Source organism: Noviherbaspirillum humi (assembly GCF_900188095.1).
GTDB classification, from domain to species: Bacteria; Pseudomonadota; Gammaproteobacteria; order Burkholderiales; family Burkholderiaceae_D; genus Noviherbaspirillum; species Noviherbaspirillum humi.
On the sequence record NZ_FZOT01000006.1, the window covers coordinates 172,211 to 197,026 of the forward strand.

A 24,816-nucleotide genomic window follows, 5' to 3' on the forward strand; every position below is an offset into this window, starting at 1 on the left:
AGGACATTCGAACCATGGCAAGAGAGGATTTCAGCTTTTTCCATCAGCTGCGGGTCCGCTGGGCCGAAGTGGACATGCAGGCCATCGTCTTCAACGGCCACTACCTGACCTATTTCGACGTCGCCTTCACCGAATACTGGCGCGCCACCGGCCTGCCCGACGTCATGCAGCAGGCGCGCGAGGGCAGGGAGCTGTTCGCCCGCAAGGCAACCATCGAGTATCAGGGCCCGGCCCGCTTCGACGACCTGCTCGACATCGGCGTGCGCTGCGCGGCGCTCGGCCGCTCATCGGCCCGCTTCGTGCTCGAAATCTTCCGCGGCGAAGAACACCTGATCAGCGGCGAACTGGTCTATGTGTATGCCGACACGACGGCGCGCAAGGGCGTGCCGTTGCCGGACGCCTGGCGCGACACCATCAGCCGGCTGGAAACGCGCAAGCCCGAGGCGGCATGAGCATCCGCATCATCACCGGCGACTGGGAAGCGATGAAGGAGCGCGCCCGGCCCATCCGCCATGACGTGTTCGTCCGGGAGCAGCAGGTGCCGGTGGAGCTTGAGTGGGATGAGATGGATGCGCCTTCCCTGCATGCGCTGGCGCTGGATGCGGAGGGCAAGGCCATCGGCACGGCGCGCCTTCTGCCCGACGGGCATATCGGCCGAATGGCAGTGCTGAAGGAGGCACGCGGCCGTGGCGTGGGCAGCGCCTTGCTGGCGGCGCTGATGCAGGCGGCACGCCAGCAAGGCGTGAATGAAGTGGTGCTGAGCGCCCAGCGCCATGCGGAATCGTTTTACCGGCGCCATGGATTCGAACCGTACGGCGCAGAATACGCCGAGGCCGGCATACCGCACATCGAGATGCGCTGCCGGCTGGGCTGAAGTCGCCGCTGCGGTCAGCGCACCGGCTTCTCCACCAGCATGCCGCTGCCATCCCCGTGCAGGCAGACCAGGGTCGATACCCGGGTGCCGTAGGCGGGCGACTCGATGCAGACGGCGGACAGCATGCGTTCCCGCTCGAGTCCGACGCCGGTATGCGGCAGGTCATCGTCCGGCGCGAGCGATGTGTCTGCCAGCATCTCGAAATACGCCTCCTCGGGCGCGCCCTGGCAGATCAGGCTGGAGAACTGCGCCCGGCTCTTCATCACTTTCGGCCAGGCGGTGTCCAGCGCCGCGTTCGACAGGCCATAGACGCCCGGCGTCAGCGGCTGGCCATTGCGCGGATCATCGCTGCGCCCGTTGGTGAGCCAGATCAGCTCCTTGCCGTTGCCCACCACCAGATTGAAGCCGTTGTAGGCGCCGGCCTGCGAGCGCAAGCTCTCGACGTAGTCGCGCGGTTCAACTTCACCCGACAGGAAGTCGCTCACCAGCCGACCTCGGCTCGGCGCATCGCCGCGCCGTTCCGACGGCGCGCGGATATTGGTGATGGCGGCGAAGCGCCCGTCGCGGGTGATACCCATCCAGGTGCCGCCCGCTTCCAGGTCGCGGCCGGCATAGACCTGCGGTGAGTCCTCCCACCAGTGGGCGGCGGCGGCGGGACGGTCATAGAACTCGTCGCGGTTGGCGGCCGCCACCAGCGGCGTTCCCGGCACGACTTGCCAGGCGAAGACGATGAGGCACATCAGGCGATTTCCAGAAAGGTTTCGGTATGGCGCGGACCGGCGATCAGGCGACGCAAAGCATCGTCGGCGGCTGCTTCCTCGAGGATGGCATCGAATCCGGCGGGCACCGAGAGATAGACCTCCATCCAGGTATGCATGCCATCCTTGGCTTCCGGCCGCCGCTTCAGGCTGCAGGCAACGCCGTGCTCGCGTTGCAATGCCGCCTGCATGCCGCGGGCGGCATCGCGCAGGGCCTGGGCATCGTCCGCCTTGACGCGATAGTAGACATACAGGTCGATGCCGGCCGCGCCTCGTTCGATGGTCGCCATGGTTCAGGCCGGTTCGGTGACGGGATAGGGCACGGCCGCCAGGCGCACCTCGGGACCGGAAGCGGTGCCGAGACGGATGCCGGCTTCGGCCAGCGCCAGCTTGATCTCCACCAGGCAGTCGGCGCCGCCGCGGTCGTTGGGTTCGGCATTCACCACCATGCCGCAGGGCTGGTCCGGATCGGAGGCGGCAAAGATTTCCATGCCCGCCCGGACCTCGGCCGCGTCCACCTCCGCCCGCATCATGCGCCGCTTGAGCTTGCCGAGATACTGGCTGCGCGCCACGATTTCCTGCCCCGGATAGCAGCCTTTGCGGAAATTCACGCCGCCGACCAGCTCGAAATTGACCATCTGCGGCACGAACTGGTCCTGGGTGGCGGGCGTGATCTGCGGAATGCCGGCGGCGATCTGGCTGCGCCGCCAGAGGGACGGGGCGGCCGGTGGCACGGAAGCGCTGAGCGTCGGCCAGGCCTGCTGCGCCGTCTCCGGGCGGGTGATCCACAGGTAGCGCGGCACGTTGAATGCATCCGGCATGCGGATCAGGCTGCCGGCCGGCGCATCGACCTTCGCATAGTCGGCGGCGGGCAACTGGGGGAACAGATTGCCGAGCGCATCCTGCGCCTGCTGGCCGGCGAGTCCGATGGCAACGGCCTCGTCGACGGCGTCGGCGAGCTTGGCCTTGGCGCGCAGCACGAACATCTGCAGCCGTTTCTGGATCGCCGGCTGCAATGCCTTCGGCAGCTGCAGCATGATGCCGGCTTCGGCCTTCCACATCAGCAAGGTGGCCAGCAGCCGGCCCTTGGGCGAACAATAGCCGGCGAGACGCGCTTCGCCGGAGCCCAGATGCTCGACGTCGTTGGTCAACTGATTGTGCAGGAATTGCGCGCCTTCCTCGCCGCTGACGGCGATCAGGCCGAGATCGGTCAGCGGCGCCATGAAGGACGAGGGCGCCGCTGCCGCGCCGAACCCGGTCAGCTCGCCGCCGGCGGCTTCATCGAAGCCGGCGCCTTGGTCGGCCAGAAATTGCAACCATGTAGTCATAGAATCAGTCCTAGAACAGGAAAGCCAGCCGAACGCCCGGTACAATACCCGACGGCTGGCACGCAAGGTCATGCGGCGGCCCGCCCGAGCCGGTCGCCACTCGGGGTCGATTATAGAGGCCCCGCCGAAACCGCGTCTGGCGCGCGACAACCCTCATGGATTCATCTTCTTGAAGAAATTTTTCGTCTTCCTGCTCACCCTTGCCGTCGTCGTCGCCGGCACCGGCTATTTCTGGGCCACGCAGCCGATCATCACGGTTGACGAGGAGCCGATCGAATTTACCGTGCTGCCGGGCGGCGGCGTGCGCGGCAGCGCTGAGCAGATCGCCAAGGCAGGCGTGCCGATCCAGCCGCTGCTGTTCGAGGTTCTCGCCCGGCTGACTGGCAAGGGATCGAAGCTCAAGGCTGGCAGCTATGAGCTGAAACCGGGCACCACGCCGCTCGGCCTGGTCGACCAGCTGGCGCGCGGCCAGTTTGCCCAGGAGTCGCTCGCCATCATCGAAGGCTGGACCTTCCGCCAGATGCGGCAGGCGGTCGCCCAGCATCCCGGCCTGAAGCACGATACCGCCCAGATGAGCGACAAGGAACTGCTGGCCAAGGTGGCGCCGGGCTACAAGGCGGCGGAAGGCCTGTTCTTCCCGGATACCTACCTCTTCGCCAAGGGGTCGAGCGACATCCAGGTCTACCGCCAGGCGCATGCCCTGATGCAGAAGCGGCTCAGCGATGAATGGGCCAGGCGCGATCCCGCCGTGCCGTACAAGTCGCCCTACGAGGCGCTGATCATGGCGTCGATCGTGGAAAAGGAAACTGGCCAGCGTTCCGAGCGCGGCCTGATCGCCGCCGTCTTCGTCAATCGTCTGAAGCAGGGCATGCTGCTGCAGACCGATCCCACGGTGATCTACGGCATGGGCGACAAATTCCAGGGCAATATCCGCAAGCGCGACCTGGAAACCGATACGCCTTACAACACCTATACCCGTCCGGGCCTGCCGCCGACGCCGATCGCGCTGCCGGGCGCCGAATCGCTTGCGGCGGCACTGCGTCCGGCCCAGAGCGATGCCTTGTATTTCGTCGCCCGGGGCAACGGCACCAGTGAATTCTCCCGAACCCTCGCCGACCACAACCGCGCGGTGAACAAATACCAGCGATAATGGCGTTTTTCCTGCGTGAACGGTGACATGGCTGGCGGCAAATTCATTACCTTCGAAGGCATAGACGGCGCTGGCAAATCCAGCCACATCGATTTCGTGGCCAGCCTCCTGCGCCGTGCCGGCAGGACGGTCGTGCATACCCGGGAGCCGGGCGGCACCCCGCTCGGCGAGAAACTGCGCGAACTGGTACTCCATGAAAAGATGCACCTCGAAACCGAGGCGCTGCTGATGTTCGCCTCGCGCCGCGAACATATCGCTCAAGTCATCGGGCCGGCGCTGGAACGCGGTGACTGGGTCATTTCCGATCGCTTCACCGATGCCACTTTTGCTTACCAGGGCGGGGGACGCCACCTCGACCTGAAAAAGCTGGAGGCGCTGGAGCAATGGGTGCATCCCAAATTGCAGCCGGATCTCACGCTGCTGTTCGACGTTCCGCTGGAAGTGGCGCGTGCCCGGCTGGATGCAACACGAACCCTCGACCGCTTCGAGCAGGAAAAGGCTGACTTCTTTGCCGCCACCCGCAACGAGTATCTGCGCCGCGCCGACCAGTTTCCAAACCGCTTTCGGGTCATCGACTCAACCCGAAGCATGGAGCAAGTTCAGCAACAGCTTCAGGAAATCGTTGCAAATCTCTGATTTAGAATTGAAATTGCGTTTCGTGTGACAGTTTGCGTGTGACAGTCCACATTAAGCAGCTTCCTTAAGCCTTTGAAGTAAAGCATATTCATGCCTTCCCACCTTTTTCCATGGCAGGTCAGTGACTGGCAAAAACTCCAGTCTCTACGAGAGCGCCTGCCGCACGCCATCCTGCTCCATGGGCCGGAAGGCATCGGCAAAACCAATTTCGCGGAACGCTTTGCCCAATCGCTCCTGTGCCAGGCGCCTTTGGCGGATGGCCAAGCGTGCGATGCTTGCGACTCCTGCGGCTGGTTCGTCCAATACAGCCACCCGGATTACCGCAGGGTGCGGCCCGAGGCGCTCGACGAGGAGGCGGAACAGGAGGGTGGCGACGCGGAGGAGGAAGGCGAGAAGAAATCCGGAAAAGCCGCCAAGGCGCCGTCCAAGGAAATCAAGATCGCCCAGATCCGGGCCTTGGCCGACTTCGTCAACATTTCCACCCATCGCCAAGGCTTGCGCATCATTCTGCTTTATCCGGCGGAGACCCTGAACAGCATGGCCGCCAACGCACTTCTGAAAACACTTGAGGAACCCCCGCCAAATACTCTGTTTTTACTGGTTTCTCATGGCATCGATCGCTTGCTGCCCACCATACTCTCACGTTGCCGGAAGATCGCCTTGTCCACGCCTGCGCGTGAGGCTGCGCTTGCATGGCTGGAACAGGCCGGCGTGCCAGACGCCGAATCCAGTTTGGCGGAGCAGGGAGGCGCGCCGTTGCTCGCGCAGGCGTTCGCCGCCCAAGGCGGGCCGGAAGTGTTGCAGGAACTGCTGCAAGCCTTGTCAAGGCCGAGTGCAGACCAGGCGCTGAAGACCGCCGACCGCATGCAAAAGATACCGGTCCCGGATGTTGTATCCTGGCTGCAACGCTGGACTTATGACCTCTTGGCGTCGAAATTATCTGGCAGAATTCGCTATTACCCCCGTTACCACAAAGAAATTTTCTCGCTGGCAACTATGGCAAGCACAGATGGCCTGCTGGAATTGACCCAGCGCTTCAAGGATAGGCGGGCGATTGCGGAACACCCGCTCTCGGCGAAGCTGTTTCTCGAGGATACGCTGCTGGAATATGCCAGCGCATTCTCAAGCAGATAGCAACGTCATTAATCAAGGGAATACATGGCCGAGAATTCTCTAGCAACGGCAGCACCGCCTGCCGGCGGGACGGTGGTCGCGCCGCGCCCTTCGGTGCTGTCGCTTCCGATCCGGGAAAAAGCCGCTCTCTACGCGGCCTACATGCCTTTTCTCGCCAACGGCGGCATCTTCGTGCCCACCAGCAAACCCTACAAGCTGGGCGAGGAAATCTACCTGATCCTGACACTGCTGAGCGATCCCACCAAATACCCGGTAGCTGGGCGCATCGCCTGGATCACGCCTTCCGGCGCCAACAATGGCAAGGCGCAAGGCATTGGCGTGCATTTCTCCGCCGACGAAAGCGGCCACCGGGTGAAAATGCGGATTGAGGAAATCCTTGGCGCGGCACTGCGTTCCTCCCGCGCCACCCACACGCTCTGACGCCGTTCATGGGTTTTGCACATCGAATTGCCCGGCTGGAAGATCTGCCGCAGATCGTTGCAATCTATAACAGCACCATACCCTCGCGCCAGGTCACGGCGGACATTGAGCCGGTCAGCACGTCATCCCGCCATCCCTGGTTTGCCCAGCATGACCCGGCCCGCCGCCCGCTGTGGGTGGCAGAGGAGGCAGGGCAGATCATCGGATGGCTGTCATTTTCGGATTTCTATGGACGTCCGGCCTATGCCGGCACCAGCGAGCTCTCGATCTACATCGCCGGCTCGCATCGCCGGCGCGGCCTCGGCGCCTATTTCCTTCAGCAGGCAATCACAGCCGCACCGCGCTTGCGGGTTCATACCTTGCTGGGGTTCATTTTCGGCCATAACGCGCCAAGCCTGCGCCTGTTCGAACGCTTCAGCTTCCAGCGCTGGGGCTTGCTGCCTCGCGTGGCGACACTGGATGGCGTCGAGCGCGACCTGGCCATCCTGGGCCGACGCCTGGACTGAGCATCGGCAGCTACAAGAGCCTGTTCAGTATCTTTGTGGCATGTGCGCAGCCACGCGAACCGGTCGAATGCTAGGCGCGGCGACGCGACGTAGCGGGGCTACGGCAAGGAGCCGCAACGACCCAGGCGATCGGTTCCCGTGGCTGCCCGAAGGGTTCAAGCAGGAAGGGCGCATTGCGGCGTTGCGGCGCTTGCACAGGGGCCCACCCTGAGCGGCGCGCCGTGCCTTGCACTGCATCCCTTCCTGCTTGAACGCACATGCCACAAAGATACTGAACAGGCTCTGAGCTCCGCGGCGTAAAATGCGGCCCATGTTCATCGATTCCCACTGCCATATCGATTTTCCGGAACTGGCCGAGCGCCTCCCGGAAATTCTCGACCGCATGGCCGACAACAAGGTCACGCACGCCCTGTGCGTTTGCGTCGATCTGCCCGACTTTCCCAAAGTGCTCGCCGTCGCCGAGAACCATGACAACGTTTTCGCCTCGGTCGGCGTTCATCCCGACTATGAGGAAACGCCGGAGCCGGACGTCGACCAGCTGGTTTCCCTGTCGCAGCATCCCAAGGTGGTCGCCATCGGCGAGACCGGGCTGGATTACTACCGGCTCAGCGGCGACCTGGAATGGCAGCGGCAGCGCTTCCGCACCCATATCCGCGCGTCCCGCGCCAGCGGCAAGCCGCTGATCATCCATACCCGCTCGGCGTCGGAAGACACCATCCGCATCATGCGCGAAGAGGGCGCCGGCACCGCCGACGGCGGCGCGGGTGGCGTCATGCATTGCTTCACCGAGTCGATGGAAGTCGCCCAGGCGGCGATGGAGCTCGGCTTCTACATTTCCTTTTCCGGCATCGTCACCTTCAAGAGCGCCAAGGCGCTGCAGGAAGTGGCGCGGGCGGTGCCGCTGGAGCGCATGCTGATCGAGACCGATTCGCCTTATCTCGCGCCGGTGCCTTACCGCGGCAAGACCAATGAGCCCGGCTTCGTGCGCCATGTCGGCGAGTTCCTGGCCGATCTGAAGGGCGTGCCGCTGGAGCAGCTGGCGCGCCAGACCAGCGAGAATTTTTTCCGCCTGTTCCCGGCGGCGCAGGCGGTGGTCCATGGCTGACCGGCCTCGCCCGGACAAGGCGCGGCGGCGCCTGATTGGCGCGATCGCGGCTGGCGGCGTGTGCGCGCTGGCGCCGGACATTGCAGTCGGCGGCGCTTACGAGGATTACTTTCGTGCCGTCGCCACCGATGGCGCATCCACGGTTCGCTCCCTCCTACAGCGCGGCTTCGACGTCAATGCCACCGAGCCCCAGCGCGGCGATACCGGGCTGATCCTGGCGCTGCGGGAAGACTGCATGAAGGTGTTCGACGTCCTGCTCAATGCGCCGAACGTCAATCTGGAAGCCCGTTCCGGCAATGGCGATACCGCCCTCATGATCGCCGCCTACAAGACCAACCTGCCGGCCGTCAAGGCCCTGCTCGACAAGGGTGCGGAAGTGAACCGGCCCGGCTGGGCCGCGCTGCATTATGCCGCGGCCGCCGGCAGCAACGACATCGTCGCGCTGCTGCTGGAGCGCTATGCCTACATCGATGCCGAATCGCCCAACAAGACCACGCCCATCATGATGGCGGCGCGCGGCGGGCATATCCTGACGGTGAAGCTGCTGCTCGACGAAGGAGCCGACGTCACCCTCAAGAATGATCAGGGCATGACGGCAATAGACTTCGCCGAGAAATTCAACCACAAAGATATCGCCGAAGGCTTGACCTACCGCCTGCGGAAGATGGGCAAGCTGCCCTGATCGGCTAGCAGGGCAGGGTGAGGATCGCTTCCAGGCCGCCGTCGGCGCGGTTGCGCAGTTCGATCTTTCCGCCATGCTGCTCGGCGATGTTGCGCGCGATCGCCAGGCCGAGACCGGTGCCCCCGGTATCGCGGGACCGCGAGGTCTCCAGCCTGTAGAACGGATCGAACACTTTTTCCAGCTGGTCTTCCGGAATACCCGGCCCGTGGTCGCGCACGCTGACCAGCACGACGCCTGGTCCGCGCTGCACCGTGACATCGGCGCGCCGGCCGTATTTTGCGGCATTGTCCACGAGATTGGTCAGGCAACGCCGCAGCGCCAGCGGCCGGCCGGGTAGCGACATGCCGGTGCTGCCGGAGAAACTGACCGCCTGACCGGCATCGCTGGCATCGGTGCAGACGCTGTCGACCAGCGAGTCCAGGTCCAGCCGCTGCACGGGTTCGCTCGCATCCAGGCTGCGCGCCAGGTCGAGCCCTTCGCGCACCATGCCCTGCATGGCCGATAGGTCGCCCAGCAGCTTGCCGCGCAGTTCCTCGTCGCCGACCTTTTCCAGCCGCAGCCGCATGCGTGTCAGCGGCGTCTGCAAGTCATGAGTGATCGCCGCCAGCATGTGGGTTTGCTGCCGGATGTGGCGGCGGATGCGGGATTGCATGGCATTGAAGGCGGCTGCGGCCTGGCGGATTTCCGTCGCCCCGGCCTCGGGCAGCGGCGGCCGTTCCATGTCGCCGCCGAGCGCGGTCGCTGCCTGAGCCAGCCGTTTGACCGGCGCCGTCGCCATGCGCGCAATGAAAGCCGCAAGCACCCCAATGCTGAGGATGAAAAGGATGGCCTGCACCGTGAAGTCGGGGCGTGCCCGGGGCCGCATGCGGCCGGCAGGACGGGGCGGACGGGAGACGAGCAAAAGGCGGTCGCCGTCCGGCAACTGCACCAGAAGCGGCTCGCAGGGCAGTCGGCCGTCGCCGCGCCGTCCCTCGTCGAACGGCGGCGGGCAAAGCCCGGGACCGGGCTCCGCCGCCGCGACACGGAAACCGCCCGGCAGGCGCTGGTCGACCGCTGCGGCCAGCGATCCCTCGTCCGCCTCGCGTTCGCGCGCCTGCCCGGCAGGCCGGATATCGATGCCGACGCCGACCGCGGCCCGCGCCAGTTCGGGCCGCAATGCCGGCGAGACGCGCTCGAAGGAAAGCAGGAACTGGGATACCCGCTCGGCCGCTTGCGCGTAGCGGAAATCGCGAATCATTTCCTGGCGCTCGCTCATCGCGAAGCCGAGCGTCAGCGTTGCCGAGATGACGATGCCGCCCAGCAGGATCAGGAAGATCCGGCTGCTCATGCTTGAAAAAAGCCGCATCATTTCACGCGGCTCACCGTGGCGGCCAGCACATAGCCTTCGTTGCGCACCGTCTTGATGATCTGGGGCGAGCGCGCATCCTCGCCCAGCTTCTGGCGCAGGCGGCTGATCTGCAGATCGATGGAGCGGTCGAAGGGATCGGCATCGCGGCCCTGGGTGAGGTTGAGCAGCTGGTCGCGGCTCAGCACCCGGTTGGCGTGTTCGAGGAAGACCCGCAGCAGCCGGAACTCCGCCCCGGACAGGGCGATCACCACGCCATCGGGACTGACGAGGTGGCGTCCGGTGTAGTCCATGGTCCAGTCCTGGAAGCGGACCTGCTGGGCATCCGGCTGCTGCATCGCCGGCGGCAGCGCCTGGGTGCGGCGCAGCACGCTGCGGATGCGGGCGAAGAGTTCGCGCGGCTCGAAAGGTTTGGGGAGGTAATCGTCCGCCCCCATTTCAAGGCCGAGGATGCGATCCAGCGGCTCGCCGCGGGCGGTCAGCATGATGACCGGGATGGCGGAAACGGCGCGCAAGTTCCGGCATAGCGTCAAGCCATCCTCGCCGGGCAGGTTCAGGTCCAGCACGATGAGGTCGATGCGGGCGTCATCCAGCGCCTTCCACATGCCCTTGCCATCGGCGGCAGTGGCGGTGCGGTAGCCGTTTTTTTCCAGGTATTCGGCCAGCAGCGAGCTGATGTCCGAGTCGTCATCGACGATGAGAATGCGGGCGGAATTTTCCATGGCACGATTATCGCAAGCCGCAACGAGACCGGGCAGCAGATTTGTATCATGTTTTTTCGGTCCGATAACTTGATACAGGGCGCTACAAATCTCCCTGCCGACGACACGACTCGATACATGACGCTGCCGGGAAGACATTGAACCGATACATCGGCAAAGCAAACTTGATTCCGTCGCTCAAGCGGCTCGCATCCGCAACCGGGCCATCCATCCGGTAAGGCTGCGGCACTGCTGGCCGCATCGGCGAGGCTTGGGCAAGCCGAACCGGGCGACTGGTTCGAGGGAGCGAAACAACGCGGCCCGGCCTGCATTGGTACATCAACCCACGTTAGGACAGGAGCATGAAAATGGAAAAAAACATGATAAGGATCTTGACCGCCGGAGCCGTCGCCATGAGCGTTGCAGCCTGCGCCGGCGCGCAGTCGCAACAGAGCCAGATGGGCGGCCCCGGCATGCGGATGCAGCACCACATGGGCGAAGAACATGAGCAGCATCATGCCGAACACATGCGTGAAATGATGACGCGCCGACTGCAGCAATTACACGACAAGCTGCAGCTCAACGCGAGTCAGGAGACTGCCTGGAACAATTACGTTGCCCGGCTGCGCCAAGTGCCTGCGCAAAGGCCCGACCGCGCGGACATGGCAAAGCTCTCGGTGCCGGATCGCATGGAACGTCATCTCGCGATGATGCGGGAGGCTGAAAAGCGGATGACAGATCACCTCGCCGCGACCAGGGAGTTTTATGCGGTGCTGAGTCCGGAGCAGCAGAAAATTTTCAATGAGCAGTTTCCGGCGGGGCGCGGAAACATGCGTTCCGGAAGAATGCAGCGGGGAGAGGATGCCGGCAAGGATACGGGTTCAAGGCCTTAAACAAAGCCGAAACTTCCGGCCGAACCGATGTTGGCTGTTTTCCATGGACAACCGGATGAGCCCTCACTGATGTGCCGCCGGTTCGGCAATCGCGGCACGCCCAAGCGATCTGAAGCCGAATCGGAGCCGGTTTTCCTGATCTCAAGGCACCAGCATGCGCCCGGTCGGCGAATGGTGCTGCGAGCGACGCCTACTCTGGCGCTTCGCGGTGCCTATCCCGCTTCGGCAACGCCGACGCATGCGTCGACAACGCTAGGCGCGGCAGCGCCCTGGAAAATGATGTCTGAATCGCCGACCGGAGCCGGTCTTGTTTGCAGCGCCTCTGGCTGCCCTGCATCCCGCCCGGGTTGAGCAATTCCGAGCGCGGCGAAAGTCTGCTCATCGAGCTCTATCCAGCAGGCAAACACCGGTTTGCCGTCGATCATCGACGGCGGTCCGGCGCGGTGCGAATGCACGCCCATTCGATACAGCAGTCTCTCAACACCGAGCGGCGAAACGGTGATCAGCCGTTTGGCGCCGCGCGCGAAAGCGGCGCGTACGGCCGCCGCCAGCAAGCCGCGGGTGAGCTTCGCCTGATCCATGCCGCTGCCGCCCGATAGCGGCGCGGCGGCAAAGCGGGACAATTCCCATACCTCAGGACTGCGGGGGATCGGCATGCCCCACAGCAGGCCGGGGAACACCTCGCCAAGGAGGTAGGGACGGGTGGTGGGCAGCAAGCGGGCACAGCCGCTCAACGATCCATCCTTTTCCTGCGCCACGACATAAACCGTGTCCGGTCGATCGAACTGGTCTTCCTCTTCGCCTTCCTTCACCGGCAGCGACCAGCCGAGCCGTTCGATGAAGATGCGATAGCGGTATGCCGCAAGCGCCTTGTGCATGTCCGCGGAAAGGTCAGCGCTGGTACCAGAAAATGTCATGGTCATAATCTTGTCAGAGCGTTATTTGTCTGACACGATTACACCTGCTCGAAAGGGCCTTAGTAACTGCAAAAGTTGACAGTCGGAATTTCAGCGCTGGCCGCAACACCGCGAGTGCTCCAAGTGCTGCTCCTTACCTCCGACTGCCAGCTGAATATTCCAAGCCAGACACCGAACAGATTGGCAGTGCGCTCCGGCCCCAGGTCGTAGCCTTGTCGGTCGACCAGCATGACATTGGACCGGACGCCATCCGGCGCGAGCAGCATCTGGCCGGTGGGGCCGTGAATGAACCAGCCCCACGCGATGGAGACCGGCGGTGAGGTATCGCTGACCCATTCCGAATAGCCTGCAGAAGCGGCAGGGATGGCGAGCCTGTGGAGCTCGTCAAGGAAGTCCGCATCCTCGCTCGAATAAAGGTGGATGAACGGAAGCAGATGAAAGTGCGAAAGCGAAAGACGGATATAGCCGTCGAAGGAATGGGAAAGAAGCGGAAAGTCTGCCTGCCTGGTTTGAGCGCTGCCTTCGATTGACTTATTCAAGATCGGTTTCTCGCAGAGAATGAGTGTGATTCGCTCCATCGCGAACCGGCATCAGTCTACGTGCTGTCACTGAGTTGTGCGACTGTCAATTCTGACACTTGAGACATGGGCTTACACCGCATCCCGACGGCACGCAGCCACAGTTTCTCTACCCGTTGCAGGAGCAAGGATGGACCCGAACAGCTTCAACAGCTTCACCAGCTTCGAAAATCTGCTTCAGACCGCCTCGGAGGAAGAGCTCTTCGACCGCATCAAATCGATCGCCGCCAGCCTCGGCTTCGAATACTGCGCCTATGGCATAAAGATGCCCGTGCCGGTATCCCGTCCCCGGCTCGCTCTGTTCAGCAACTATCCGCGCCAGTGGCAGGAATGCTACGCGCAGCGCAACTACATCAGCGTTGATCCGACGGTGCACCATGGACTGAAGTCCAATTTGCCCATCGTGTGGTCTCCCGAAACGTTCCAGTCAGCGGAAGAGCTCTGGTCGGAAGCCCGGGCGTATGGCTTGCGTTTCGGGTGGGCGCAGGCATCGCGCGATCCTTCCGGCGCGGTGGGCATGCTGACCTTGGCGCGCGGCACCGAACAAATCGCTGATGCGGAGCTGATGCACAAGCAAAGCATGATGAGCTGGCTCACCCAAATCGCGCATGCCTCCATGACCCGGGTTCTGATGCCCAAGCTGGCGCCCGAGACCCAGGTGTCGATTACGCCGCGTGAAAGGGAAGTACTGCGCTGGACGGCGGAGGGCAAGACGGCCTCCGAGATAGCGCAAATCATTTCGGTGTCCGAGCGTACCGTCAATTTCCATGTTAACAACGTGGTCCTGAAGCTCGGCGCCTCAAACAAGACCCAAGCAGCCGTAAAGGCCGCTGCGCTCGGCATGCTCGCTTGATTGCGGCAGAGCCGGCAATCTTCAATCCACCGATTCACTTCCCATCCGCGGCAACGCCTCTTGCGGCCGCCATGCTGTTTGGGCGCGGGGCGCCTGCAGGCCTTCCTCGTGGCTTCCTCACAATCTATTATGGCGTGATGCGCACCGAACGCAGGATTTGTCCCGCTCGCGCGGGGAACGTTTGGTACGAGCCGTGCTCTGCGATGTAATGGATTCGCATCAAGAAATCATTACGGCGGAGCTTACCCCATGAGCATCAGAAACCTGAAGTTCCTGTTCCAGCCGCGGTCGGTTGCCATCATCGGCGCGACGGTGCAAGGCCAGCGCATCGGCGAAGTGCTGCAGCACAATCTCAGCCAAAGCGAATTCACGGGCAGCATCTGGCTGGTCAATCCCAACCACCAACAGCTCGGCGGCCAGCCGATGTACCCGGACGTCCCGGCGCTGCCCCAGGCGCCGGAGCTGGCGTTGATCTGCACGCCGGCGCATGCCATCCCCGCCATCGTGTCGGACCTCGGCAGGCTGGGAACCCGGGCGGCCATTGTGCTGACGCCGGATGTGGCCAGCGCCAGGATGCCGGATGGAAGGCCGGTTCGACAGGCCATGCTGGAAGCCGCCAAGCCGTGGCTGCTGCGGCTGCTTGGCCCGGATTCCGTTGGTCTGCTCATCCCGAGGCTGCACCTGAACGCCAGCTACGCGCATGCCGATGCACTGCCGGGCACAATCGCTTTCGTGTCGCAATCGGGCGCCATGGTGACGGCCGTACTGGACTGGGCCAAGTCGCGCGGCATCGGCTTTTCGAAGTTCGTATCGCTCGGCGAATGCGCCGACATCGACATCGGCGACGTGCTGGATTATCTCGCCACCGACGGCGAGACCCGCGCCATCCTGCTGTACGCCGAATCGATCGCCGATGCGCGCAAATTCATGTCCGCCGCGCGGGCGGCGGCCCGCAGCAAGCCGACCCTGATCATCAAGGCAGGCAGGGAAGCGCAATCCGCGCAGGCGGCGGCATCGCATACGGGCGCGCTGGCGGGCGCCGACTACGTATTCGATGCCGCCATTCGCCGCGCCGGCATGCTGCGCGTGGCGTCGACCGAAGACCTCTTCGACGCGGTGGAAACGCTGGCGCGCGGCAAGCCGGTGCGGGGCGGCCGTCTCGCCATCATCACCAATGGCGGCGGACCGGGCGTGATGGCGCTCGACAGCCTGCTGGCGGAAAAGGGACAGCTGGCACAACTGTCCAAGGAAACCGTCGCCGGCTTGAAAGCCATGCTGCCTGCGAACTGGAAGCCGGGCCACAGCATCGACCTGCAACGCGATGCCGACGCGGAACGCTACCTGAAAGCGATCGAAATCGTCCTCGCCGATGGCGGCGTGGATGCCGTGCTGGTGATCCATGCTCCGAATGCCATCGTGTCCAACGCCGAGATCGCCCGTGCCGTCGCGCCGGCGGCCCAGCGCGCCGCGCGCCAGGTGCTGGCCTGTTGGATGGGGCGGGATTCGGTGAGCGAAGCGAGGACCTGTTTTGCCGCCGCCGGCATTCCATCGTTCGACACGCCGGAGAAGGCGGTGCGCGGCTTCATGCAGATGGTTCAATACCAGCGCAACCAGCGGCTGCTGATGGAAGTGCCGACGATGCCGGAAAAGGCCGGCCGCGAGGACCGCCGGCGCGCCCGGGCCATGGTGCAGCAGGCGCTGGCGGACGGGCGCAGCATCCTGTCCGAACCCGAGGCCAAGCGGGTGCTGGCCGCCTACGGCATTCCGGTGGTGCAGACGCGCACTGCCGCCAGTGCCGAGGAAGCCGCTCGCCTGGCGCAGGAAATCGGCTTTCCGGTCGCGCTCAAGATCGTCTCGCCCGATGTCCCGCACAAATCCGATGTCGGCGGCGTCGCGCTCGATCTCGCCAGTCCGGCCGCCTTGCTCGAAGCAGCAGGCCAGATGCAGCGGCGGCTGCATGCCATCCGGCCGGAAGCGAGGCTGAACGGCTGGTCGGTGCAGGCCATGGCCCGCAAGCCGGAGGGCGTGGAGATCATCATCGGCATCAGCACCGATCCGGTATTCGGCCCGGTCGTGCTGTTCGGCCAGGGCGGCATCGCGGTGGAAGTGACCCACGACCATGCCATCGGCCTGCCGCCGCTCAACACCATCCTGGCGCGCGAAATGATTTCCCGCACCCGCGTGGCGGCCCTGCTGGCCGGCTACCGCCATCGACGGCCGGCCGATATCGACGCCATCTGCGCCACGCTAATACAGGTGAGCGACATGGTCATCGGCATCCCGGAGATTGCGGAGATGGACATCAATCCGCTGCTGGTGGATGCGGACGGCCTCGTCGCGCTCGATGCCCGCATCCAGCTGCGCCGGGTCAGCGCCGATGGCGTCAGCAGGCTGGCCATCCGGCCTTATCCCGTCGAGCTCGAGGAGCATCACCAGTGGCAAGGCGGGGATCTGCTGCTGCGGCCGATCCGACCGGAGGACGGCGCGGAACATGTCCGCTTTTTCAATCAGCTGCACCCCGACGACGTCCGCTACCGCATCTTCAGCCGCATGCGCGAGCTGCAGCCGCACCATGTGGCGCGGCTGACGCAGATCGACTATGACCGGGAGATGGCTTTCATCGCCAGCTGGCAGGGCGCCGGCGGCCGGCCGGAAACGGTCGGCGTGGTGCGGGCGATCTCCGATCCGGAAAAGGTGAGCGCCGAATTCGCCATCATCGTCCGCTCCGACATGAAGGGCAGGGGATTGGGCAGCCTGCTCATGGCCAAGCTGGTGGCTTACTGCCGCGCCATCGGGCTCAAGGAAATCATCGGCGAGACCCTGTCCGACAACAAGGGATTGATCCACCTGGCGCGCCGCTTCGGCTTCAGCACGCGGCCAGGGGAAGAGGGCGTCACCGCGCTGCGGCTGGTCCTGGCGTCGCCGGCCTGACCTTGCCCGCTTCTGGTACAGTCGCGCCATGGCAAAAATCACCCTTGACCGCATGCTGCAATCCCAGGGCTTCGGTTCGCGCAAATGGTGCCGCGAGCTGGTGGCGGACGGCGAAGTCAGCATAGGCGGCGAAACCCCGACCGATTACAAGCAGGCAGTGGAAACCGATGGACTCGTGTTCACCGTCTTCGGCGAAGACTGGACCTATCGCGAGCATGTCTACATCGTGCTCAACAAGCCGGCCGGCTATGAATGTTCGCGCAAGCCGAGCAACCATCCCGGCGTGCTGACGCTCCTGCCGGAACAGTTCACCTGGCGCGAGGTGCAGCCGGTGGGCCGGCTCGATCACGACACCACAGGACTGCTGCTGCTGTCCGACGATGGCGCCTTCATCCACGCCCAATCCTCGCCGCGCCGTCACGTGCCCAAGCGCTACGTCGCCACCACGCATGAACCGGTGACCGATGCGCTGGTGGCCCAGCTGCTCGGCGGCGTCCAGCTGCACGACGAGCCGGCGCCGCTGCATGCCGTTTCCTGCCAGCGGCTGGGCGAGCATCAAATCGAAATCGTGCTGGAGCAGGGCAAGTACCACCAGGTCAAGCGCATGCTGGCGGCCGCAGGCAACCACTGCGATGCCTTGCGCCGCATCGCCATCGGCGGATTGACGCTGGATGCGCTGGCGCTGGACGAGGGCGAATGGCTCTATCTGGAAGCGGCAGACCTGACGCTGCTCGCCGGCGGCACGGACAAGGGATAGCGCGTCCTCACGCCGGTTCGTCTCTCAGCCGACGCTGCTTTCTCCGTGCCAACACCGTTGCACTGGGATGATGCAAAAAATATAAAGCCAGGGTGAACCTGTTTCTCCACGCCAGTCTAATGGTGTAACTCTGTCATTTCGCCAGAGTAAAGACCCATATTCCCATTCAATATCTGGATACTGGAGGCAGCATGAAAAAACTCACTCTTGCAGTGCTTCTCTCGATGCTGGGACTCGCCGGCGCCGCGTATGCCCAAACCGGCAGCGCAACCAGCAGCACCGACGCAACCAGCAGCGGCACGACCTCGGCTGCGCCGAGCACCACCACGACCACCAAGAAGAAGCGGACCAAGCGCATGAAGCATGCGCGCAAGTCCCATGACCCTTCCGGTGGCCGCGCCGATGCCGCCGCCATGGGCAGCAATCCCGGACCCGGCGGCGCCGGCACGCAGATGGGCTCGCGTCCCGGTTACGACATGAACAGCTCGTCGAGCGGCGCCGGGACCACCCGCGGCACGGGCGCCGCCGGCAGCTCCGGCAGCATGGGATCGGGCGCCGGCGCGACCGGATCCACCAGCGGCACTTCCGGCATGGGGAGCTCCAGCGGCACCGGCTCAAGTAGCGGATCTTCCGCCGCAACGGTGGACAAGTCGGGTACGAATAGCGGCATCCCGGGCACTGGCGGCCCGACCGGCACCACCAGCGGTCCGGCCGGCGTCGGCACCGGCACCAGCACCAACAATGGGGCCGGCTCCCGCTAAAAGCCCGAATCGCGCCGCCTCGACGGCGCGTTGATCATCGGCGTTCTGTTCATCGGCATCCGCCGGCTTCCAATCAGCCGGCGGATGCCTTTTCTCGCCGTCTCCTTGTGACGCAGCCGGCCTTCGATACGCCGTACGCAACGAACCTTCCTATACGCAATTTCCCTGCGCTTCATCAAGCGAAGATGCACTGACGGAACCCTGTTTTGCCGGCACAATCAGACAAGAATGAAAACAAGTTGAACGGAGTATGTATGCAGGAGCTTGATTGCAGGGTAGGGCCATGGCACGCGCATGCTCAAGTGCGGGAAGTCGACCATGGGAAGATGATGGCCGTGATTTCGGTCACCGGAGAATATGACGTCGCCGAGCAGCGGCATACCGTCGTCTACGATCACGACGACAGCATCGATGCGATCGAAGAGACGCGCGATCTGGTCGAGCAGCTGCTTCAATCCAAATACGGCATGTGATGCCTCCACGCGGCGGCCGGCGTTGCCCGCCGGTGCCGCATTTCACGCACACCGTCACTCCTCATCCGCGCGACACGAACGACTCGCGACGCAGTCGATTTCGCACAACACGATCGCCGTCGGCCATGGTTCAATGATGCGATTCCAAGAGTCGCTGATGAAGCAGAACCCACCGAAGTCTCCTATCGACCGCATTTACGCCGGTGCCTGCAAGCGCATGGCGCTGCGCTGTCTCCTCAGCCTGGCGGCCTGCCTGCCGCTTACGGCGATGGCCGAGTCCGACAACCGTTTCGACGTACAGATCGAAGGCGCCGGGGACTACCGGAAGCTGCTGGAAGATTACCTCGAGATCCGCCGCCATCAGACCGATGATGCGCTCAGCGAGGAGGAGTTGCAGCGCCTGGTGAACATCACGCCGGCGCAGATTCGCGAACTGCTGGCGACGGAAGGGTTCTTCAGCCCGACGATACGCCATGAGCTGCTGCGGGATGGCGGTCGTCCGGTGGCTCGCTTCATCGTCGAGCCCGGCGAGCCGACGCGGGTCGGGAACGTCGACATCCGCTTCAGCGGCGACATCGCCGGCGGACGCCACGCGCAGCGCATGGCGGCGCTGCGGCGGCAATGGAGCCTCGATGCCGGCGACGTGTTCAAGCAGTCGGCGTGGTCCGGCGCGAAGGGCAATCTGCTGAAGAATCTGCTCAACCGCGACTATCCGTCGGCCGCCATCAAGGAGAGCGAGGCGCGAGTCGATCCGGAAAGGCGCATCGCCGACCTCAGCGTCGAAGTCGACTCCGGACCGGCCTTCACTTTCGGCACCTTGCAGGTGCAGGGCTTGCAGCGCTATTCGCGCGAGATGATCGATGAACTCAACCCGATCCGTCCCGGCGAGCCTTATTCCCAGGACAAGCTGAACGAATTGCAGGCCCGCCTGCAGGACAGCGGCTATTTCAAGTCGGCCTTCGCCAGCACCGAGGTCGATCCCGATCATCCGAACGACGTCCCGGTGCGGGTCGACGTGAGCGAGAACGAACGGCGCCGGCTGGCGCTCGGCCTCGGCTTTTCCACCGATGCCGGCGCCCGCGTGGAAGCGCGCTGGCTGGACCGCCGCTTCCTCGACCGGAACTGGCGCCTGGAATCGCAGCTGCTGTTCGACCGCGATACCCGGCGCCTCGCCGGCACCGTGTTCTTTCCCACTTGGCGCAATGGCTGGCACCCGAATCTGGATGCCCGCTACGAACGCACCAACATCTCCGGCGAGCTGAACGACAAGATCCGCGTCGGAGGCCGCCTCACCAAGCCGATCCAGACCGACGAGCGCATCCTCGGCGTGACGTATTACGCCGACCGCCAGCGCGTGGGCGACACCTTCATCAACAACCGCCAGGCGCTGCTCGCCAATGCCGGCTATACCTGGCGCCGGGTCGACAACCTGCTGTCGCCGCGCCGAGGCTATCTCGCGTCGGTCGACGTGGGCGCCGGTCCGGCGGGCGTGATCAATCAAGCCAACATCGGCCGCGTCCTCGCCAGCGGCGTGTGGATGACCATGCTCAACCGGACATGGCAACCCATCCTGCGCGCCCAGGTCGGGCAGGTTTTCGGCGCCAGCCGTTTCGACGTGCCGGCGGACCTGCTGTTCCGCGCCGGCGGCGACCAGAGCGTCCGCGGCTATGCGCTCAACACATTAGGCGTACCGCAGGATGGCGCCATCGTCGGTGGCCGGGTGCTTGCCGTGGCCAGCGCCGAACTGGTCTACTGGTTCAAGCCGGACTGGGGCGCCGCCGTATTCACCGATGTCGGCGGCGCCGCCGACTCCTGGCGCGACTTCTCCGCAGGACACGGCACCGGCATTGGCGGCCGCTGGCGCAGCCCGATCGGCCCGGTCAGCGTCGATGTGGCTTACAACCACGAGACGCGCCAGCCGCGCCTGCATTTCACGGTGGGCTATGGCTTCTGAGGCCCAAGCGCCCGCTCCCAAGCCGCCGTCGCGCCGGCATGGATGGCGAACGATCGGTCTGCTGCTGCTCGGTTTGTTGCTGGCGATCGCGATTGCCGTCGCCTGGATGCTTGGCACCGAGCATGGCGCCGGCACGGCGCTCGGCTTGGCGCAGCGCCTCTCGAACGGTGCGGTGCGCGCTGAAGGCGTGCATGGCGCCCTGACCAGTCCGCTGCGCATCGACCGCATCACCATCGACACCCAGGCCCAAACCCTGGTGCTGCAGGACGTGCGGCTCGACTGGTTTCCGCGCGCGCTGCTGCAGCGCGAGCTTCATGTGCAGTCCCTGCATGCCGGCCGGCTGGACGTGACCGCCAAGGCGGAGGCGCCGAAGGAAGAGACTAAGCTGCCGGATGCCATCGGATTGCCATTCGATCTGAAGCTGGACGAGGCGCGCATCGACAGCGGCAGCATGAAACCGACGGAAGGCGAGCCGCTGCTGTTCGGTCCGGCCGTTCTCGGCCTGACTTACACGGATCGGGCTTACCGGCTGCAGCTTCGTCAGCTGGCGCTGAAGGGGGATGCCGGCGGCAATGCGTTCGGCGCGTCGCTCCAGGGCGATCTGAGGCTTGCCGCCATCAAGCCCTATGCGCTGCAGGGCGCGTTCAACGGCAATGGCACCCTTGCCTTGTCGGAGCAGGACTTTGCCGGCAACGGCCGCGTGACCCTCGGCGGCTCGCTGGAAGATACCCGCATTGATGCCGACCTCGCCGCGGCAGGCGCCATCGTGAAAGGCGAGGCGACGCTGCATCCCTTTGCGGAGAGCAAGCTCGGCGCCGCGCGTCTGGCGGCAAGCGGCATCGATCTGTCGCGCTTCAAGCCGGACCTGCCGGGCAGCGACATCGCGCTGCGCCTGGAGAGCAATGCCGCAGGCAGCGGCACGCTTTCATTGGACAACCCGGCCGCCGGCCCCTATGACCGCAAGCGGCTTCCGCTGTCGCGCCTGGAACTTGCCTTCACCCAGCAGCAAGATGGTTTTCTGTTCGACCGCATCGATGCCCTCATGGGGGCGCCGGCCCAGCCGGCGGGATCGCTGCGCGGCTCGGGCAGCTACCGCCAGGGAAAACTGGCGCTCAAGCTAGCCACCGAGGCGCTGGATCTGAAGCGGCTCGACAGTCGCATGCAAACGACCCGCCTCGCCGGCAACGCCAGCCTGAGCAGCGGCAAGGATGGCCAGGAGTTCGCGCTTGACCTGTCCGAACCTCTGGATCGGCAGCGGATCGGCTTGAGCGCGCATGGCGTTCTGGCCGCCAAGCGCCTCGACCTCGACCGGGTGCGCATCCAGGCCGGCAGCGGCACGCTGGAAGCCCGGGCCCGAGCGGATCTCGAGGGCAAGGGCAGCTTCGCCGCCAGCGGCCGCCTGAACCGTTTCCGGCCCCGGGACCTGGGACGTTTGGCGCAATTGCCGGAGATGCTGCTCAACGGCGAATTTTCCGTCGAAGGCGAGCGCCAGCCCGCGCTGCTGGCCGATGCGAATTTCAGCCTGAAGGACAGCCAGCTCGCCGGCCAGCCGCTGCGCGGCCAGGGCCGAGTGCGGCTGCAGGCGGACAGCCTGCGCATCGACGATCTGGCGCTGCTGGCCGGCGCCAACCGGCTGCAGGCAAAGGGCGCGCTCGATGCCGAAGGCGGCAAGATCGATTTCAACCTGGATGCGCCGCGCCTGGAGCAGTTCGGCCGCGACTTCGCCGGCAGCCTGCGCCTGGACGGGCAAGCCGCCGGCAGCTTCCGGCGGCCCCAGGTGCAAGCCCGCTTCGGCGCCGGCCAGCTGCGCCTGCCGGGCGGCGTGCGCATCGACAGCGCCGACGGCAGCGGCAGCGCCAGCATCGACCGCGCCAACCCGCTGCTGCTGAGCGCCGCCGATGTCAGCGTGGCGGCGCGGGGCCTGCTGCAAGGCGCCAACCGGCTGCAGCAGGTCGATCTTCAGGCGCGCTTCGCGCCGCAACCCGAAGCGCCGCTGCACATCGCGCTCGCCGGACGCCAGGCCAGCGTCGGCGGCGTGCGTCTCGACAGCCTCAACCTGCAGGCCGACGGCACCACCGGCAATCACCAGATCAACGCCATCGTCAACGAACCCGGCCAGGTCTGGCGTCTGGCCGCGCATGGCGGGTTGAGCGGGCTCGCCGCCAAGCCGAAGCCGCAGCCTGCCTGGCAGGGGACGATAGAGCGCTTCGAGGCCGACGGCCGCCTCGTCGCCCGCTCGACCGGACCGGCGCCGCTGCTGCTGTCGGCCGATTCCGCGCGGCTGGAAAATCTGGCGCTGGACGGCAACACCGGCCGCATCACCATCGAACGGTTCCAGCGGGACGCTGCGGGCATCGCCACCCGCGGCAGCATCCGGCAACTGCGGACCGGCCAGATTCTCAAGCTCATCGGCTCGCCGTCCATCCTCGGCAGCGACCTGATGCTCAGCGGCGACTGGAACATCGACCTCGGCAAGAATCCTTCCGGAAGCGCTAGCCTGCGCCGGGACGGCGGCGACGTGGTGGTCCAGGGCAGCGTGCCGGTCGCCCTCGGACTGCGCCAGCTGGAGGCCGCCGCCAATCTCGAAGGCGGGCGGATTGCCGTGCAATTGCGTGCGGAGGGAGAGCGCCTCGGCCGCATCGCCGCCAGCGGCAGCAGCCTCATGGAGTCCGGCACGCCGCCGCATCTGGCGCCGAACGCGCCGCTGTCAGGCAAGGTCGAACTGGATCTGCCGTCGATAGGCTGGGCGGCGGCACTGCTGTCGCCCACCATGCTGACCGAGGGCCGGCTGCAGGGCCGGATCGACATCGGCGGCACCCTGGACAAGCCGCTGCTGGCGGGCAAGCTGACCGGCAACGGCTTGCACTTCCTGATGGCCGATACCGGCATCGATTTCCGCGGCGGCACCCTCGATGCCGACTTTGACGATTCCCGCCTGCGCCTGAACTCGCTGCGATTTGCCGGACCCGCCGGCAAGGGCGGGCCGCTGGTGGCAAGCGGCACGGTGGATTTCGCCAGCGGCGCGCCGGCGGCACGCATCGATCTGCGCGCGGAGCGCTTCGCCTTGCTCGACCGCTCCGACCGGCGCCTGAGCATCAGCGGTTCGAGCCAGCTCGGCTGGAGTGGCGGCGCAGGCAATATCACTGGCGCCTTCACCGTGGATTCCGGCTACTTCGACATCGGCAACATCAGCATGCCGAAACTGTCGGACGACGTGGTCATCGTCGGCCGCGACCAGGACAAGGGCAAGACCGGGGAGCGGCGCGGCCTGCCGGCTGCCATCGACGTCAGCGTCGGCATCGGCTCCTTCATCCAGCTGAAGGGCAGGGGGCTGGACGGCCAGCTGGCGGGCGACCTGCGCTTCGCCAGCCAGCCGGGCGAGCCGCTGACGGCGCGGGGCATCCTGCGCATCGTCAAGGGCACCTTCTCCGCTTACGGGCGGGAACTGGCGATCGAGCGCGGACTTCTGCGCTTCTCCGGTCCGCTCGACAATCCCGGCCTCGACATCCTGGCCATGCGGCGCGGGCAGCAGGTGGAAGCCGGGGTGTCGGTCGGCGGCACGGTGCTGTCGCCGCGCGTCACCCTGGTATCGGAGCCCACCGTCCCGGATGCGGAGAAGCTGTCCTGGCTGGTGCTGGGACGCGGACTGGCAAGCGCGGGACAGGGCGACGTCGGCGCGCTGCAGAGCGCCGCCGGGGCGCTGCTGTCGCAGGGCGCGGCCGCCGGGGTCGGCTCCCAACTCGCCAATGCCTTCGGCCTGGATGAGGTGAACATCGGCCGCAGCGCCGACAGCGCCACCGTTCAGGAGCGCATCGTCACCCTCGGCAAGCAGCTTTCATCGCGTCTGTTCGTCAGCTTCCGCCGCGGACTGGAAACCGCCAATACGGTGCTCCATCTGCGCTATGTGCTGAGTCCGCGGCTGACCCTGGAAGGCGAGACCGGCTCGCGCAGCGCGCTTTCCCTGTTCTACAACTTCGCCTTTGACTGAAGCATTGCGGTCGTCGCATCTGACTGTCCGCAAATGGCAAGTGATTAAGCTTGCCCGCGTGTGCCGCGGGCA

Annotated in this window: 23 protein-coding genes and 1 pseudogene; 17 read left to right on the plus strand and 7 right to left on the minus strand. The window is 65.2% G+C overall.

Going from position 1 to position 24,816, the window contains the following annotated elements:
- Positions 1–14 precede the first annotated feature (14 nt).
- Together CHB88_RS11835 and CHB88_RS11840 are read left to right on the plus strand one after the other, a co-directional pair.
- A complete protein-coding gene (locus tag CHB88_RS11835) occupies positions 15–452 on the plus strand; it encodes an acyl-CoA thioesterase (RefSeq protein WP_089399532.1) in 438 nt (145 codons plus the stop codon).
- Complete coding sequence (locus tag CHB88_RS11840; protein ID WP_089399533.1) at positions 449–874, plus strand: GNAT family N-acetyltransferase; 426 nt, start codon at positions 449–451, stop codon at positions 872–874. The genes CHB88_RS11835 and CHB88_RS11840 overlap by 4 nt, the downstream gene beginning before the upstream one ends.
- A gap of 14 nt (positions 875–888) precedes the next feature.
- On the opposite strand, the gene CHB88_RS11845 is transcribed toward CHB88_RS11840, so the two are convergent.
- Genes CHB88_RS11845 through ygfZ form a run of 3 tightly spaced genes read right to left on the minus strand, consistent with a single transcriptional unit; the run spans position 889 to position 2,960 of the window.
- The gene (locus CHB88_RS11845; protein ID WP_089399534.1) at positions 889–1,614 is read right to left on the minus strand and encodes an NRDE family protein; all 726 of its coding nucleotides are present in this window, start codon (positions 1,612–1,614) and stop codon (positions 889–891) included.
- Positions 1,614–1,922, minus strand: coding sequence for a DUF4936 family protein (locus tag CHB88_RS11850; protein ID WP_245844927.1), 309 nt, complete (start codon positions 1,920–1,922; stop codon positions 1,614–1,616). Before CHB88_RS11850 ends, CHB88_RS11845 begins: the two co-directional genes overlap by 1 nt.
- Positions 1,923–1,925: 3 nt before the next feature.
- Positions 1,926–2,960, minus strand: a complete 1,035-nt coding sequence (ygfZ, locus tag CHB88_RS11855) for a CAF17-like 4Fe-4S cluster assembly/insertion protein YgfZ (RefSeq protein ID WP_089399535.1) — start codon at positions 2,958–2,960, stop codon at positions 1,926–1,928.
- A gap of 169 nt (positions 2,961–3,129) precedes the next feature.
- Between ygfZ and mltG the strand changes: the two genes are divergently transcribed.
- The 7 genes from mltG (at position 3,130) to CHB88_RS11890 (ending at position 8,593) form a co-directional block, all read left to right on the plus strand.
- Positions 3,130–4,110 carry an endolytic transglycosylase MltG gene (mltG, locus tag CHB88_RS11860; RefSeq protein ID WP_089399536.1) on the plus strand — a complete coding sequence of 327 codons (981 nt, stop codon included), beginning with the start codon at positions 3,130–3,132 and terminating at the stop codon, positions 4,108–4,110.
- 27 nt (positions 4,111–4,137) lie between these two features.
- On the plus strand, positions 4,138–4,746 hold the full coding sequence (tmk, locus tag CHB88_RS11865; RefSeq protein WP_089399537.1) for a dTMP kinase: 609 nt from the start codon (positions 4,138–4,140) through the stop codon (positions 4,744–4,746).
- 90 nt (positions 4,747–4,836) lie between these two features.
- Positions 4,837–5,880, plus strand: coding sequence for a DNA polymerase III subunit delta' (locus CHB88_RS11870; protein ID WP_089399538.1), 1,044 nt, complete (start codon positions 4,837–4,839; stop codon positions 5,878–5,880).
- A gap of 24 nt (positions 5,881–5,904) precedes the next feature.
- Complete coding sequence (locus tag CHB88_RS11875; protein WP_089399539.1) at positions 5,905–6,300, plus strand: PilZ domain-containing protein; 396 nt, start codon at positions 5,905–5,907, stop codon at positions 6,298–6,300.
- Positions 6,301–6,308: 8 nt separating this feature from the next.
- Complete coding sequence (locus CHB88_RS11880; protein WP_089399540.1) at positions 6,309–6,806, plus strand: GNAT family N-acetyltransferase; 498 nt, start codon at positions 6,309–6,311, stop codon at positions 6,804–6,806.
- 310 nt (positions 6,807–7,116) lie between these two features.
- Positions 7,117–7,911: a TatD family hydrolase gene (locus CHB88_RS11885; protein WP_089399541.1), complete on the plus strand. Its 795-nt coding sequence runs from the start codon at positions 7,117–7,119 to the stop codon at positions 7,909–7,911.
- Positions 7,904–8,593, plus strand: a complete 690-nt coding sequence (locus CHB88_RS11890) for an ankyrin repeat domain-containing protein (protein WP_089399542.1) — start codon at positions 7,904–7,906, stop codon at positions 8,591–8,593. The genes CHB88_RS11885 and CHB88_RS11890 overlap by 8 nt, the downstream gene beginning before the upstream one ends.
- Before the next feature lie 4 nt (positions 8,594–8,597).
- On the opposite strand, the gene CHB88_RS11895 is transcribed toward CHB88_RS11890, so the two are convergent.
- Together CHB88_RS11895 and CHB88_RS11900 are read right to left on the minus strand one after the other, a co-directional pair.
- Entirely contained in the window at positions 8,598–9,920 is a 1,323-nt protein-coding gene (locus CHB88_RS11895; protein WP_245844928.1) for an ATP-binding protein, read from the minus strand.
- A 17-nt stretch (positions 9,921–9,937) separates the two neighbouring features.
- Positions 9,938–10,660, minus strand: coding sequence for a response regulator (locus CHB88_RS11900; protein WP_089399544.1), 723 nt, complete (start codon positions 10,658–10,660; stop codon positions 9,938–9,940).
- Positions 10,661–11,001: 341 nt separating this feature from the next.
- On the opposite strand from CHB88_RS11900, the gene CHB88_RS11905 reads away from it, so the two are divergent.
- Complete coding sequence (locus tag CHB88_RS11905) at positions 11,002–11,532, plus strand: Spy/CpxP family protein refolding chaperone (protein WP_089399545.1); 531 nt, start codon at positions 11,002–11,004, stop codon at positions 11,530–11,532.
- A 323-nt stretch (positions 11,533–11,855) separates the two neighbouring features.
- Here CHB88_RS11905 and CHB88_RS11910 read toward each other — a convergent pair.
- Positions 11,856–12,455 (minus strand): annotated as a pseudogene (locus tag CHB88_RS11910) (acyl-homoserine-lactone synthase); the annotation flags it as partial.
- 53 nt (positions 12,456–12,508) lie between these two features.
- The gene (locus CHB88_RS11915; protein ID WP_176442424.1) at positions 12,509–12,988 is read right to left on the minus strand and encodes a DUF4902 domain-containing protein; all 480 of its coding nucleotides are present in this window, start codon (positions 12,986–12,988) and stop codon (positions 12,509–12,511) included.
- Between the two features lie 169 nt (positions 12,989–13,157).
- Between CHB88_RS11915 and CHB88_RS11920 the strand changes: the two genes are divergently transcribed.
- From CHB88_RS11920 to CHB88_RS11945, 7 genes are all read left to right on the plus strand, one after another.
- Positions 13,158–13,880, plus strand: a complete 723-nt coding sequence (locus tag CHB88_RS11920) for an autoinducer binding domain-containing protein (RefSeq protein WP_089399548.1) — start codon at positions 13,158–13,160, stop codon at positions 13,878–13,880.
- Between the two features lie 249 nt (positions 13,881–14,129).
- Entirely contained in the window at positions 14,130–16,811 is a 2,682-nt protein-coding gene (locus tag CHB88_RS11925) for a bifunctional acetate--CoA ligase family protein/GNAT family N-acetyltransferase (protein ID WP_089399549.1), read from the plus strand.
- Positions 16,812–16,839: 28 nt separating this feature from the next.
- Entirely contained in the window at positions 16,840–17,568 is a 729-nt protein-coding gene (locus CHB88_RS11930) for a pseudouridine synthase (protein WP_089399550.1), read from the plus strand.
- 191 nt (positions 17,569–17,759) lie between these two features.
- Positions 17,760–18,329, plus strand: a complete 570-nt coding sequence (locus CHB88_RS11935; RefSeq protein WP_143131225.1) for a hypothetical protein — start codon at positions 17,760–17,762, stop codon at positions 18,327–18,329.
- 254 nt (positions 18,330–18,583) lie between these two features.
- Positions 18,584–18,802 carry a hypothetical protein gene (locus tag CHB88_RS25145; protein ID WP_176442425.1) on the plus strand — a complete coding sequence of 73 codons (219 nt, stop codon included), beginning with the start codon at positions 18,584–18,586 and terminating at the stop codon, positions 18,800–18,802.
- 157 nt (positions 18,803–18,959) lie between these two features.
- The gene (locus CHB88_RS11940; protein ID WP_176442426.1) at positions 18,960–20,756 is read left to right on the plus strand and encodes an autotransporter assembly complex protein TamA; all 1,797 of its coding nucleotides are present in this window, start codon (positions 18,960–18,962) and stop codon (positions 20,754–20,756) included.
- Complete coding sequence (locus CHB88_RS11945; protein ID WP_143131226.1) at positions 20,746–24,744, plus strand: translocation/assembly module TamB domain-containing protein; 3,999 nt, start codon at positions 20,746–20,748, stop codon at positions 24,742–24,744. Before CHB88_RS11940 ends, CHB88_RS11945 begins: the two co-directional genes overlap by 11 nt.
- The last annotated feature ends 72 nt before the right edge of the window (positions 24,745–24,816 follow it).

Excerpts from the sequence above, each read along its gene's own strand:
- CHB88_RS11845 (WP_089399534.1), bottom strand. The coding sequence starts at position 1,614 with ATGTGCCTCATCGTCTTCGCCTGGCAAGTCGTGCCGGGAACGCCGCTG.
- CHB88_RS11930 (WP_089399550.1), top strand. The coding sequence starts at position 16,840 with ATGGCAAAAATCACCCTTGACCGCATGCTGCAATCCCAGGGCTTCGGT.
- CHB88_RS11890 (WP_089399542.1), top strand. The coding sequence starts at position 7,904 with ATGGCTGACCGGCCTCGCCCGGACAAGGCGCGGCGGCGCCTGATTGGC.
- CHB88_RS11850 (WP_245844927.1), bottom strand. The coding sequence starts at position 1,922 with ATGGCGACCATCGAACGAGGCGCGGCCGGCATCGACCTGTATGTCTAC.
- CHB88_RS11885 (WP_089399541.1), top strand. The coding sequence starts at position 7,117 with ATGTTCATCGATTCCCACTGCCATATCGATTTTCCGGAACTGGCCGAG.
- CHB88_RS11880 (WP_089399540.1), top strand. The coding sequence starts at position 6,309 with ATGGGTTTTGCACATCGAATTGCCCGGCTGGAAGATCTGCCGCAGATC.
- CHB88_RS11925 (WP_089399549.1), top strand. The coding sequence starts at position 14,130 with ATGAGCATCAGAAACCTGAAGTTCCTGTTCCAGCCGCGGTCGGTTGCC.
- tmk (WP_089399537.1), top strand. The coding sequence starts at position 4,138 with ATGGCTGGCGGCAAATTCATTACCTTCGAAGGCATAGACGGCGCTGGC.
- CHB88_RS11940 (WP_176442426.1), top strand. The coding sequence starts at position 18,960 with ATGAAGCAGAACCCACCGAAGTCTCCTATCGACCGCATTTACGCCGGT.
- CHB88_RS11900 (WP_089399544.1), bottom strand. The coding sequence starts at position 10,660 with ATGGAAAATTCCGCCCGCATTCTCATCGTCGATGACGACTCGGACATC.
- CHB88_RS11935 (WP_143131225.1), top strand. The coding sequence starts at position 17,760 with ATGAAAAAACTCACTCTTGCAGTGCTTCTCTCGATGCTGGGACTCGCC.
- CHB88_RS11870 (WP_089399538.1), top strand. The coding sequence starts at position 4,837 with ATGCCTTCCCACCTTTTTCCATGGCAGGTCAGTGACTGGCAAAAACTC.
- CHB88_RS11905 (WP_089399545.1), top strand. The coding sequence starts at position 11,002 with ATGAAAATGGAAAAAAACATGATAAGGATCTTGACCGCCGGAGCCGTC.
- CHB88_RS25145 (WP_176442425.1), top strand. The coding sequence starts at position 18,584 with ATGCAGGAGCTTGATTGCAGGGTAGGGCCATGGCACGCGCATGCTCAA.
- CHB88_RS11840 (WP_089399533.1), top strand. The coding sequence starts at position 449 with ATGAGCATCCGCATCATCACCGGCGACTGGGAAGCGATGAAGGAGCGC.
- CHB88_RS11835 (WP_089399532.1), top strand. The coding sequence starts at position 15 with ATGGCAAGAGAGGATTTCAGCTTTTTCCATCAGCTGCGGGTCCGCTGG.
- CHB88_RS11895 (WP_245844928.1), bottom strand. The coding sequence starts at position 9,920 with ATGAGCAGCCGGATCTTCCTGATCCTGCTGGGCGGCATCGTCATCTCG.
- CHB88_RS11945 (WP_143131226.1), top strand. The coding sequence starts at position 20,746 with ATGGCTTCTGAGGCCCAAGCGCCCGCTCCCAAGCCGCCGTCGCGCCGG.
- CHB88_RS11875 (WP_089399539.1), top strand. The coding sequence starts at position 5,905 with ATGGCCGAGAATTCTCTAGCAACGGCAGCACCGCCTGCCGGCGGGACG.
- CHB88_RS11920 (WP_089399548.1), top strand. The coding sequence starts at position 13,158 with ATGGACCCGAACAGCTTCAACAGCTTCACCAGCTTCGAAAATCTGCTT.
- ygfZ (WP_089399535.1), bottom strand. The coding sequence starts at position 2,960 with ATGACTACATGGTTGCAATTTCTGGCCGACCAAGGCGCCGGCTTCGAT.